Origin of the sequence: Mycolicibacterium lutetiense, assembly GCF_017876775.1 — a bacterium.
GTDB lineage: Bacteria > Actinomycetota > Actinomycetes > Mycobacteriales > Mycobacteriaceae > Mycobacterium > Mycobacterium lutetiense.
In genome coordinates this window covers 424,469-436,235 of the sequence record NZ_JAGIOP010000001.1, presented here as the reverse complement: position 1 = coordinate 436,235, position 11,767 = coordinate 424,469, and the positions used below count along the sequence as shown (strand labels likewise).

At 65.0% G+C, this 11,767-nt stretch carries 14 protein-coding genes; 2 read left to right on the top strand and 12 right to left on the bottom strand.

The genetic code is table 11. The annotated features are described in order from the left end of the window. Window positions 1-5 precede the first annotated feature (5 nt). The 8 genes from JOF57_RS02180 to JOF57_RS02145 form a co-directional block, all read right to left on the bottom strand. A complete protein-coding gene (locus tag JOF57_RS02180; RefSeq protein ID WP_307869945.1) occupies window positions 6-254 on the bottom strand; it encodes a hypothetical protein in 249 nt (82 codons plus the stop codon). 218 nt (window positions 255-472) lie between these two features. Further along, entirely contained in the window at window positions 473-1,561 is a 1,089-nt protein-coding gene (locus tag JOF57_RS02175) for an MmpL3/TtfA transport complex stabilizer (RefSeq protein ID WP_209913197.1), read from the bottom strand. Window positions 1,562-1,996: 435 nt separating this feature from the next. Continuing rightward, window positions 1,997-2,683, bottom strand: coding sequence for a helix-turn-helix domain-containing protein (locus JOF57_RS02170; protein WP_209913195.1), 687 nt, complete (start codon window positions 2,681-2,683; stop codon window positions 1,997-1,999). Between the two features lie 80 nt (window positions 2,684-2,763). Then, window positions 2,764-3,570 carry a class I SAM-dependent methyltransferase gene (locus JOF57_RS02165; RefSeq protein WP_209913192.1) on the bottom strand — a complete coding sequence of 269 codons (807 nt, stop codon included), beginning with the start codon at window positions 3,568-3,570 and terminating at the stop codon, window positions 2,764-2,766. Further along, window positions 3,567-4,355, bottom strand: coding sequence for an ABC transporter permease (locus JOF57_RS02160; protein ID WP_209913190.1), 789 nt, complete (start codon window positions 4,353-4,355; stop codon window positions 3,567-3,569). The genes JOF57_RS02165 and JOF57_RS02160 overlap by 4 nt, the downstream gene beginning before the upstream one ends. Continuing rightward, window positions 4,352-5,059 (bottom strand): ABC transporter ATP-binding protein, encoded by a 708-nt coding sequence (locus tag JOF57_RS02155; protein ID WP_209913188.1) that lies wholly within the window; start codon window positions 5,057-5,059, stop codon window positions 4,352-4,354. The genes JOF57_RS02160 and JOF57_RS02155 overlap by 4 nt, the downstream gene beginning before the upstream one ends. Window positions 5,060-5,066: 7 nt before the next feature. After that, window positions 5,067-5,522: an MTB12 C-terminal domain-containing protein gene (locus JOF57_RS02150; RefSeq protein ID WP_209913185.1), complete on the bottom strand. Its 456-nt coding sequence runs from the start codon at window positions 5,520-5,522 to the stop codon at window positions 5,067-5,069. Window positions 5,523-5,635: 113 nt separating this feature from the next. Then, the gene (locus JOF57_RS02145; protein WP_209913183.1) at window positions 5,636-6,487 is read right to left on the bottom strand and encodes a peptidoglycan recognition protein family protein; all 852 of its coding nucleotides are present in this window, start codon (window positions 6,485-6,487) and stop codon (window positions 5,636-5,638) included. A 244-nt stretch (window positions 6,488-6,731) separates the two neighbouring features. Here JOF57_RS02145 and JOF57_RS02140 point away from each other — a divergent pair, with 244 nt between their 5' ends. Further along, window positions 6,732-7,412, top strand: coding sequence for a DUF3060 domain-containing protein (locus tag JOF57_RS02140; RefSeq protein ID WP_209913181.1), 681 nt, complete (start codon window positions 6,732-6,734; stop codon window positions 7,410-7,412). Window position 7,413: 1 nt separating this feature from the next. Here the strand turns inward: JOF57_RS02140 and JOF57_RS02135 are convergent, their stop codons facing one another. Together JOF57_RS02135 and JOF57_RS02130 are read right to left on the bottom strand one after the other, a co-directional pair. Next, on the bottom strand, window positions 7,414-8,187 hold the full coding sequence (locus tag JOF57_RS02135; RefSeq protein ID WP_209913179.1) for an amino acid ABC transporter ATP-binding protein: 774 nt from the start codon (window positions 8,185-8,187) through the stop codon (window positions 7,414-7,416). Then, on the bottom strand, window positions 8,184-9,662 hold the full coding sequence (locus JOF57_RS02130; protein ID WP_234937683.1) for an amino acid ABC transporter substrate-binding protein/permease: 1,479 nt from the start codon (window positions 9,660-9,662) through the stop codon (window positions 8,184-8,186). The genes JOF57_RS02135 and JOF57_RS02130 overlap by 4 nt, the downstream gene beginning before the upstream one ends. Before the next feature lie 491 nt (window positions 9,663-10,153). Between JOF57_RS02130 and JOF57_RS02125 the strand changes: the two genes are divergently transcribed. After that, window positions 10,154-10,366: a hypothetical protein gene (locus JOF57_RS02125; protein WP_209913177.1), complete on the top strand. Its 213-nt coding sequence runs from the start codon at window positions 10,154-10,156 to the stop codon at window positions 10,364-10,366. Between the two features lie 26 nt (window positions 10,367-10,392). Here JOF57_RS02125 and JOF57_RS02120 read toward each other — a convergent pair whose 3' ends face one another. Further along, window positions 10,393-11,322 (bottom strand): TauD/TfdA dioxygenase family protein, encoded by a 930-nt coding sequence (locus JOF57_RS02120; protein WP_209915723.1) that lies wholly within the window; start codon window positions 11,320-11,322, stop codon window positions 10,393-10,395. 73 nt (window positions 11,323-11,395) lie between these two features. Next, complete coding sequence (locus JOF57_RS02115; protein ID WP_307869944.1) at window positions 11,396-11,698, bottom strand: hypothetical protein; 303 nt, start codon at window positions 11,696-11,698, stop codon at window positions 11,396-11,398. Window positions 11,699-11,767 lie beyond the last annotated feature (69 nt).

The window sequence follows — 11,767 nt, the reverse complement described above, 5'->3', positions numbered from 1 at the left end:
CCCGCTCAGATACCCGCACAGAGTGCGACGAAGGGAATCGGTGCACAGATACCCACCGAGAAGTAGGGCGTGACGTCACCGTTCCACGCCGGCGGCGGGGGTGGTGGAGGCGGCGGCAACGGGGCCGCCACGCAGGTGTTCGACGGTGGATCGAAGACGGTGCCCACGCCGCACTCGGTGGCGTTACTGACCACCGGGAAGCTCATGCTTACCACTGCCAGCGACGCGACCGCAGCCATGCTGATGGTTGTCACGCGATGAATCATGCAGCTCATCGCAGGTCTCCCTTGGATCACCCTCGACCCTGCTTATGGAGAGATTCTACGACTCAGCGCCCACGAACAGCAGCCCTCAATTGACGGCCGCGAAGGGTCTCAGGGTTATCGGAGCAATCCCGCTACCAGCGGATATCCGGGCCACCGTGGTGGAAGATCATTGCCTTCACAAATGGGGGGGCGGCACCCGCGATGAATCAGACGCCGACCGGCGCCAGGGCGGGCAGTGCGTGCATCTCCACCGCGTGCACCGCGGACAGCTGCGAGTACAGCGACTCGGCGACGTCGAAGGCGTTGACCTGGCCGGCATAGTCGGCGATGTAGAGCCGAGTTCCGTTGTCGCACAAGGCGACCGCCGCGGGCTGCGCGTGCACGTCGATGCTGCCTTGAATTTCGCTGGTCAGTGCGCACCAGACGACGACACGGTCGTAGTCGACCAGGTACGCGCGGGTGGCGTCGGGGCTCAGCACCAGCTGGGTCGGTGCCCCGCCGACCTCGACGGCGTCCACCACGGTCCCGGCGGACAGGTCCACGGTGTGGACCACGCCGCGATTCTCAAGGTCGGAGGTCAGCACGTAGGCAACGCCGTCGCCGATCGCAATGTCGCGGATCGGGGCGCCGACCCACACCGTGGCCTCTGCCTGGGCGGTTTCGGTGTTGACGACGACCAGCCGGCTGCCGCGGGGATCGGAGGTGGCGACGCAAAGACGCTTACCGGTCGAGTCGATCTGCAGGGCATCCAGGTTCATGCCGGCACCGGTGGCGATGTCGATCGTGCCGACGCGCTCGGCGGTGGTGTCGATGACGGCGATGTCGATGCGCTCGTGGCCGGTGCGACCGGCGTACACACGCTTGCCGTCCGGGCTGATCGCCAGGGCGGTGACACCGAAGGCCAGCGGGTATTCGGCAAGTACGGCGCCGGTGATGGTGTCGACCGTGACGATCGAGTCATGCCCGGTGCCCGAGACGCTGACGTAGGCGTGGTCATCGGCGACGACGACGGCGAACGGGTCGCCGGCCAGTCGGACCGAGCCCACCACGCCCATCGTGTGGGGATTGAGGACCGTCAGGCTCTGAGCTCCGGCGTTGGTGACCACCACGGTGTCGCGGTCGGGATCCACGGCGATGTCGCCGATGGGCCCACGGCCGACCTCGGCCAGACCGGCGACGTCGATACCGTCGAGCGCACCGTCGAACACGACGCCGCGGGGAGACATATCGTCGATGGCGCGGTCATTGCGGCCAGAGCGCAGGGCAGTCAGCGCGCGCAGGAAGTTCTTTGCCATCGTTATCGGCACCTCCGCCGGCGGAGCTTTAGCCGGCTCTAGATTTCAAGTTGATCTGCACCGGGAGTGGCGCGGTTGCATTGAGTCTAGCGACGGAACCGACAGCTCCCGAACGACTTCACAGCGAATACGTGACCACCACCAATTCTCCCTCAGAATGCGCTTAGGAAAATCTTTGTTATCGAGCCGTTACCTTTTGGTCGCATCTGATTAAATGCCCGTTACCAGGCACTTCGACGGAGCCCTCGGACATGTCACATTTCGCGAGCAGCGGGACCGTCAATGGCAATTCTTACCTTCGCCGGCAAAAGTGAGCGGTAGATCACACCCCGACACGCCAGCAAACTTTCGTAGGCGTCAAGACTCCGTGACCAGCATTGCGGGCAGCCGCCTGTGACAGCTGTGAAAGATGTGCCATGCGGGATCGGTAATTCGCTACCCCGGCAACTGGTCCGTCACCGGCCGAACCACGAGGCTCACCTCACACGATCCGTGGCGGGCGTCGGGGCGTACCGCAGCCTGGTATCGACCACCGATGACCTCGGCATTCAGGTCGATGACCTCCTGGATCATGCCCTGCTGGATGCCCCGCACCACCTCGGGGGAATCGACCGCGACCTCGGCCAGCGGACACGTGCAGATCTCCACGGACACCTCGCCGAACGAGCTGAGCACCGAACGGACCTTGAATCCCAGTTCGCCGAGGGTCGCCACTACCAGATCGGCGATCGACGTCTCATCGCGCCGGCGCGCCACCCGCACCCGACGCGCCAGATCGGCACCGATCCGCAGCGCGCGCTCTTCCCGTTCCTCGGGGGTGCCGCCCAGATGTGCCGCGAACAACGCAACGATGTCGGCGTAGTCGAGGCGCGGGGCGATCTCATAGGTCAGCCGGGGCCGGCCGACGCGGCCGGCACCGGAGGCCGCGCCGCCACGGCGGATGACGCCCTGCTCCTCCAGCGTGCTCAGGTGAAACCGCGCCGTGGTGACATGGATCCGCAGCGTCTCGGCGATCTGTCGCGCATCGACCGGGGTGTCCGCGGCACGCAGCAGGTCAACTACCCGCTGCCGCTGCAGGCCGACCCCGCGGTCCGATTCGACGCGATCACCGTGCCGGGGCATGCCCACATCATGCACGGCGGCGGGCCGCCTATCGCGCACGGCGGCGGGACCTTGGCTCAGATGCCATTTCGATTCGGCGCTCAGTCGGAACCGGGCACCACAGCGACGATCGCTACCGCGGTCAGCTGCTCGCGGTAGCGATTGAAGGTTCCCCGCATGCTGAGCACCCGCTTGCGGGCGGCCGGGTGGGTGAGGACGTTGCCGACGATCCGCAGCGCACCGAAGACGCCTTCGTCGGCGATCACCCGGCGTGGTTGCAGCAGCGCCATCGGAGCCAGGTCGACGCTCTTGATCTCAAATCCGGCGCCGGTCAACAGCTCGGACCACTCCTTGACGGTCAACGGGCGGGCGTTGACCTTGATGGCCCGGGCCATCTCGCGGCGGATGTCGTCCTTGACCTCCTCGGCCAGCTCGTCGGGCATCAGCCCCAGTTCGTGGATGGCGTAGCGCCCGCCGGGGCGCAGGACCCGGAAGGCCTCGTCGACGATGGCCTTCTTGGCATTCTCGCCTTGCATGGTCAGCATGGCCTCGCCGACCACGACGTCAGCGGAGCCGGCCTCCAGGCCGGTGTCGGCGGCGTCGGCATCGACCAGCCGACCGCCGGTGGCGGCCACAACTTTCTGCAGCGGCGCCGAGGCCACCGAGCTGGCGTCGACCCCGACGTATGACCGTGGTCGTTGTGCGGCGATGTCGGTGGCGGTGCGGCCCAGGCCGGGGCCGAGTTCGACGACGTCAGCGTCGGCGATCTGGGCCGAGCCCAGCAGCCGGGTGGTCAGCTCCAGCCCGCCCGGCCGCAGCACCCGCTTGCCCAGTCGGGCCAGCAGCCAGTGCCCCGGCAGATCGGCGTCGGACCGCTGTGCCAGCGGCAGGTCATTCTTGCGAGTCATTTCGGGATTCCTCCTCTGTGTGCAGTGCACCACGTACTGCACAGCGGGACAACGGAAAACAAGGCGCACGTGTACGCCAGCGCGAGGTTGGGACCCCACGGCGGGTTCAGCACGATGTCTTGGCCGGTGGCGTAGACACCGTTGAGAAACGGCATGAACCGTTGCATCGAGTAACCGCCGGGCAGGTATCCGACTGCGGTCTCGATCACGTACACCCACAGCAGAATTGCGCCGACGGCAGCGGCAGGCGACCGGATCAATGCACCCACGCCGAGCCCGAGACCTGCTGCGAAGAACGCGTAGAGCGGCACGGTCCAGAGCAGGCGCAGGCCGTGCGGGTCGGTCAGCGACACCTGCCCGTAGACCAACTCTGAAATCTGCGGTAGCGCGACGAGCACCAGCACCACGGTGGCCGCCGACAGTGCGGCCCCCAGCGTGCCGTAGAACAACCACTTGCCGGAGGTGGCCGCCCAGGTGCGCGGCACCGCGAATCGGACGTATTGGTGTGCGCCGGACCTGAATTCGTGTGCCTGTCCGTGAGCCGCCGCCAGCGCGGACAGCACCACGGTCACCGTGATCACCCAGTAGGCGGCATTGGTCGTCGATACCTGCTGGACGTAACTCTGGCCCGGGATTCGGGCGAATCGTTCCGCCACGTAGGCGATCAGGAACGTGATCATGGCCGGCAGGATCACCGCAGCCGGGACCAGGACACTCCACAGCGGACCGCGACCGCCGGTGCGGGTCATCTCGGCACGCATGCTGCGCAACACGTGTGCGGTCATACCGGGGCCATTCCGAGCAACATGGCCTCCAGATGCAGACGTGGATCGGCATCGGCGGGAACGATCTCATCGAGGCTGCCTGCAGCGGCGACGCGACCCCGGTCCATCACCAGCAGTCGGTCGGCGGTCAATGTCACCTCACCGAGCACATGACTGGCCACTACGACTGTGCACCCGTCGGCAGCCAACTGCCGCAACAACTCCCGCAGCCAGACGATGCCCGGGACATCAAGGCCGTTGACCGGTTCGTCGAAGATCAGCACCCGCGGCTCGGCCAGCAGTGCACCGGCGATGGCCAGCCGCTGCCGGGCACCCATCGACAGTCCCGCGATCCGCCGGTGCCGGTACTCGGACAGACCCACCTGGGCCAACACCGCGTCGATGCGCCCGCTGGGGATATCGCCCAATGCCGCCAACCAGGACAGGTGGCGCAGTGGGCTGTGCCGCGGGTCCATGGTGGATGGGTCACCGTGCACACCGAGCACCCGCATGGGCTCGGCATACCTGTCAATCGCCTTGCCGCACAACGTCACCGTGCCGCGGTCAGGTCGCTCGAGGCCGGCGATCAACCGGAGCAGCGTGGTTTTTCCGGCACCGTTGAGGCCGAGGAGTCCGGTGACGGTGGCGGGCGGGAATGTTGCGGTGACATCGCACAGTGCCGGCGCACCGCCGAAGGCCTTGGCCAGTCCGCAGACTTCGATCATGGCCTGGTCACTGGAAATTGCACGGAATGGGCAGACCCAGCGTCGAGATGCCGCTACACATCGACTTGCTCGCGAGCTTCCACTGTCCGTCGATGTAGCGCCATTCGGCGGGGATCTGGAGCGTCGGTTGTCCTTGGCGGCTGCCGTTGATCACCGCGGTGTGGCTGGTGCCGTCGTGGGTTTCCGGCCCGGTCACCACAGCCGAGCCTTTCGGCGCACGGAAGACGCCGATCCGGTAGACCATCTTCGGCACGATGACCGCCCGAGGTCCGCCTTCCAGTTGCGCGGCCTTGACGTAATCCGGCGCGGGGCTCGCCACGAGTAGCTGGATCTGCGCATTCAGCTCCTCCAACGTGGGGACGGGAGCGGTGATGGCGAAATCCTCGGCGGCGGCCGACGGTGCCAGGGACACCGCGAGTGTTACGGCTGCGGCGCTGGCGACTAGCGGAAACAGGCGCTTCATCAGCGGTTCCTTAATTTGGAGGATAAATATGCGGTTAACCATAGAAGTTTGGTTAGCCTAAGGCAACACCTCCACCCCGGAACCCCGAGTGCGTGAATTTGCCCAGCGGAGCCTCAGAGCCGCAGTGCGGCGGCGGTGGCGGTGGCGGTGGCGGGGCCGACGATGCCGTCGACCCTGAGGCCGGGGGTGCGACGCTGAAACTCCTTGACCGCCGCCTCGGTTTGCGGACCGAAGACACCGTCGACTTTGAGATCCCCCGCATACTCCGCGTAGGCGCTCTTGAGCCGGCGCTGTAGTGCTGCAACCTCCGGGCCCTCCATCGGCCGGAACAGCAGGACCTCGGCGTACTGCCCCACCGGAGCCGTCGGCCTGGGCGTCGGTGCCGGTTTCTCGATGTGGCCGATCCGGTCCTGAATGTCGGCGCGCAGGACGTCCATGTCGATGGCCCCCGGATCCCACTTACCCTGCGCCCGGCCCGCGTACTCCTTGTGACCGATGGTGCGCGCCGAACTCTGCGCCAGTCTGCGGTTGATCGCCGCGCAGCTCCGAACCAGCGCGAAATACTGTGCGTCAGGCCAGTTCTCACGGTGCGGAGCCGTCGGACTGGTACCGCTGTTGGCACACTCGATACCGATCAGGTGCCAATTACCCATGTTCGTCGGCAACCACGGATACATGCCGGCACCGGCATGCCACGCAACGCCGAGCGCCACGATGGTCACCGTGCCGTCGCGCGCGATGTGCAGCTGCGACAACGGGCCGGCGAGGTCCGGGCGGCCGTTCGCGATCGATGCGGCGGTGGCCGTGTCCGATCCGGTGTGGTGCACCATGACCCCGCGGATGTCCTTGAAATCGCCGTGTCCCCGTGTCCGCCAACCGGGGTATTCGACGAGGTCGACACCTTCGGCACGAAGAATGTCGGCCAGCCAGACCGGGTCACCAGTCCATCGTCCTGTCTGAGGCACTCAGGCTCCTCTTCCACACGCAGCTAACGCCCTGTACCCGCAAGCCTACGCCGGGCGAATGGCATTTCGGGGCATGCGGCATGACCGTCAGACTGGTTATGGATCAATCACTTTGCCTGCCGATGGCACACCTGGACGTTGCCGTCGCAGCACGTTCGCAAAGTCCACAATCAGCAAACGAAGTGGAGAATCGGCAACGGCGCTTCCCGCCCGCATCAGCTGCCCAATGTGCGAGCATCTGCGCATGGATCCGAAGGACGACCCTGAGGCCCGCATCCGCGAGTTGGAACGCCCGCTCGCCGACGCCGCCCGCTCATCCGAGCTCGGCACGGGGCATTCCGCCGTTCCGCCTCCGACCCGGCCCTGGACCCACGGCAACACGTTCCCGCCGCCGCCCCCTGGTCCGCCTGCGCCGTGGCCGGGCTACGAACCGTATCCGGCGCCGACGCCACCACAGCGCAAGACGGGCAACGCGCCGTTGCTCTTTATGGTCGGCGTGGTGACGATGATGGCGGTGGCCGGCGGTGTCGCGAGCTTTGCGATGTTCAGCAGCGACGATTCCGGAAGCACCGACACGTTCACCGACAGCCGATCCACGACGCGGACTGTCGTCAGCCAGATGCCCCTTCCCGGACCCGTTGCGCCGACGCAGGTTCCGGCGGGAGAGACGGTAACCGTCTCAGGTATCAACGGGCACCGGGCCCTCGAGTGCCGGGACAACATCGTGATCGTCAGCGGCATCGAGAACGAAGTGGAGATCACCGGCCACTGCGCCGCGATCACCGTGTCCGGTGTCGAGAACGTCGTCATCGTCGAATCCGTCGACACCATCGGGGTATCTGGATTCGACAACCGGGTCACGTTCTACACGGGCGAACCTGATGTGTCCAAGTCGGGTCAGTCCAACGTGGTCGAGCAGGGCTGAGCTACAGCACCTTCGACAGAAACTCCTGCAGTCGAGGGTGTTTGGGGTTGTTGAACACCTCGGCCGGGGTGTCGTCCTCGACGATGTTGCCGTCGGCCATGAAGATCACCCGAGAGGCCACCTCGCGGGCGAACCCCATCTCGTGGGTGACCACCACCATCGTCATGCCACCATCGGCCAGGTCGCGCAGCACCTGCAGCACGTCACCGACCATCTCGGGGTCCAGCGCGCTGGTGGCTTCGTCGAACAGCATGATCGACGGGTTCATCGCCAGTGCCCGGGCGATCGCGACACGCTGTTTCTGGCCACCGGACAACGTGGACGGTTTGACGTTGGCCTTCTCCGCCAGCCCGACCTGGGTCAGCAGCTCCATGGCCCGCTTCTCGGCAGCGGCCTTGTTCATCTTCTTGGTCAGCAGCGGCGCCAACGTGACGTTGTCGATCACGGTCATATGCGGGAACAGGTTGAAGTGCTGGAACACCATGCCGATGTGCTGACGGACCTTGTCCAGGTCCACCCTCCGGTCGGTGAGGTCGAACTCGTCCACGGTGACCTTGCCCGCGGTGATCTCCTCGAGCTTGTTGAGGCAGCGCAGGAACGTGGATTTGCCCGACCCCGACGGCCCAATGACGCAGACCACCTCACCCTTACCGACGGTGGTGTCGATGCCATCGAGTACCACCAGATCGCCGAATGACTTCTTGAGGCCCTCGACGCGGATCTTGACGGTGCCCGCGGGCTCGGCGGCCGCGGCTTCCGGTACCAGCTGGGTCATTTCACGATCCTCTTCTCTAGCCGGTCAGAGAACTTGGTCAGCGCCATGATCACGATGAAGTAGATGATGCCGATGATCAGCCACATCGTGAACGACTGGTAATTGCGGGCGATGATCAGCCGTCCGGTCTGGGTCAACTCGGCGATACCGATCACCGACAGGATCGAGGTGTCCTTGAGGGTGATCACGAATTGGTTGATGTAGGACGGGATCATGGTGCGAATCGCCTGCGGCAGGATGACTTTGCGCATTGTCGGCAGATAACCGATACCCAGGCTGCGGGCCGCCTCCATCTGGCCCTTGTCCACCGCCTGGATTCCGCCGCGGACGATCTCGGTCATGTAGGCCCCGGCATTGAGCGACAGCGTGATGATGCCCGCGGTCAGCGCCGTCATCTGGAAGCCGAGTGCCGTCGGGATGCCGAAGTAGATGAAGAAGGCCTGCACCAGTAGCGGCGTGCCGCGGAAGATGTCGACGAACGTCGTGCCGATGGCCCGCAACACGATCGAGCGCGACACCCGGAAGAGTCCGAAGATGATTCCGAGCACCAGCGCGATGGCGATGGACACCACAGTCAGGATCAGCGTCATCTTCAGGCCGGTCATGAGGAACGGGAAGGTGCTCTCGAGTAGTCCGACGAAGGAGTTGTCGGCCGTTGTGGCCCCTTCACCGAGATACTTCTCGACGATCTCGTCGTACCGGCCGGACTCCTTGAGCTGCGCCAGACCCGCGTTGAACTTGGTCAACAACTCGGCGTTGCGACCCTTGTTGACCGCGAAACCGTAGCTGGAACCCTTCTCCTTCGGCGTCACGGTCTTGAACCCGTTGCCCTGCTGGATGCCGTAGGCGAGCACGGGGTAGTCCTCGAAGACGGCCACGGAGTTACCGGTCTTGACTTCCTCGAACATCGAGGCCGAATCCGCGAACGAGACGATCTGGAAGCCGTACTTGTCCTTGATCGACGCAGCGAAATCGGCGCCCTGGGTGCCGTTCTTGACCGCGACCCGTTTGCCCTTGAGATCGGCATAGGACTTGATGTCCTCGTTGCCGGCCAGCACCGCCATCTGCACGCCGGATTCGAAGTACGGGTCGGAGAAGTCGAAGACCTTCTTGCGCTCATCGGTGATCGACATGCCGGCGATCACGCCGTCGGCCTGGTCGGCCTGGACGGCCTGCAGCGCGGCGTCGAAGCCCAACGGTTTGATGGAGACGTTGAACCTCTGGTTCGCCGCGATCTCGTTCAGGAGGTCGATATCGATCCCGACGAATTTTCCTTGCGCGTCCTGGAATTCGAACGGCGCGAAGGTGATGTCGGTCGCGACGGTGTAGGTCTCACCGTCAGCCGCGGCCCGTGCCGGGGATAGCAGCGCGGCCCCGAACAACCCGACGAGCAACGCCACGACGGCGGCCAGCAGTCGGTGCGGGGACCGGATGATTCCGGCGATACCGCCGACCGACGCAGATTCGGCTCTCATCGCTCAGTCTCCTAACCAGGTGTGAAACGACGAGTCCTCACGCTATCGCCGTCACTGCAATTAGGGCGGTATTTACCCGTGCACGGTTCGCCACGGGCGATCACGCCGCGGGGCGGGGCGTGCAAACCGGGCTACATGGATCATCGAATTGTCCTGTGCGGGAAGATAGTTGCGCGGGGAACGTCCGGAAGTGACGCCATCGGCCAATGGCAACCCGCGTGGTGGACTTTACAAATCGCCGGGCCTGTCCATCTCACCGCCGTGAGAACCGCTCCTGTAAAAGGACGTTCAGCCGCAGATGCCCCTTATTGAGGTAGTGCACTACGCGTGAGTATTGACCTGGGTCAGTCGTACGTTTTCTGCATGAGAGCGCTGGACAGTACGGCGCTTGGTTCAGAGGAAGTTTCGACATGAGCGTTTTCCATCCGGTTTCCGCCATCAGACGCGAAGCCCCAATCCCGACCACAACGCGCCGGCATACGCACAAGCCGGTGCTCATCACCGAACAGCAGGTGCTCTTCAGCACCGCCGCCGCAGCGGGTACCCGCAATGACCACCACGTCCTCACGGTCATGTCCCATGCGATGTCATCCGTGGCGGAACATTGGCACGCCCTTGCAGACCGGCGGCACGCTCCCTACTACCCGTCGCGGTACAGCTATCTGGAGAGCAGCCTGATGGCTCGGGAGATGGACCGGCTCTGACCGGCAGGCCGCGCCTGGTCAGCCGGTCAGCCGGCCAGCGCGACCGGTGTGATGACCTCGGAATATCGGGATGCGTCGCCGGCGATCACCCGGCTGCGCCGGCCGTGGGCATCCAGCGGGATATCACCGGCCAGCGTGATCCGGCTCAGCCGGCGGAACTGATCGTCGTAGTCGGCCACCGCGTAGTGCTGGGTCGCCCGGTTGTCCCAGATCGCCAGGTCTCCTAGCTCCCAGTTCCATCGAATCGTGTTCTCCAGCTTGATGACCCGGTTCTGGAGCAGTTGGAACAGGGTGGCGGACTCGGTGGCGCTGAGCCCGACGAACTGTTTGATGAAGTGCCCCAGCAGCAGCACCCGTTTACCGGTCTCGGGATGGATCCGCACCACCGGATGTTCGGTCTCGTAGTACTCGGACTCGAACTCTTCGCGGTACTGACGGTGGCCGTCAGCAACAACGGGCCGGCCCTCGTGGTCGACCTGATCACCGGCTGCGTAGTCGTATTGATTGGTGTGCACCGCCCGCAGGTTCTCGACCAGCGCACGCAGCGACTCTGGCAGCTGGTCGTACGCCGCCTCGGTCGACGCCCACGTCGTGGTGCCGCCGTAGTGAGGCAGCGTCACCGCCCTCAGCAGCGAGGCCTTCGGGATGCGGTCGACGAACGTCACATCGGTGTGCCAACTGTTGGCCTTGTCATACCGCGAGTCGATGGGCAGGATCCGGTCGCCGCGTGAGGTGACAGTCGGGTGTGCTCCCGTCGGCGTGCCCAGCAATCGGGCGAATGCCAACTGACCGTCATCGTCGAGGTGGTGTTGTCCGCGGAAGAAGATGACCTTGTGCTCGAGGAGGGCATCGTTGATCGCGGACACCGTGGCGGTGTCGAGGCTGCCGTTGACGTCGATTCCGTCGATGCGGGCTCCGATGTGGGCGCCGAGCTTCACTACACGTAGAGAGGACACCCCGTCACCATCGGCGAAGGGGTGTGGCAGCACCACGGTTGCGCTCACTACGAGCGCAAAGACCGTTCGAAGGTCAGTCGATGCGGATGACGTAGGTGCCGTCGTCGTCACGCTCGATCTGGCCGTCGAGGGCGTTGATCCACACCGGGGTGTCGCGTCGCGAACCGAGGAATGCGCTCTGCACGGAGCCCCCGGGCTGCAGGTCGACATTCCACTCGTCGTCCTGGGCGACGATGGTGAGGAGCTCCTCCCCATCGGCGCGACGGATCGAGATCACCTGGCCGTTGTCCTCCAGATCCGCATCGTCATCGAGGTACTCATCAAGCTCAGCGTCATCGAAAATCTCGGCGTCCGAACCTTTGACATCGTCATGCACGCCGACGACTGTACTCAGCATCACGTCTGCCGATGACGACTGTGGGGGTTTGAACGGCTAACGTGCACC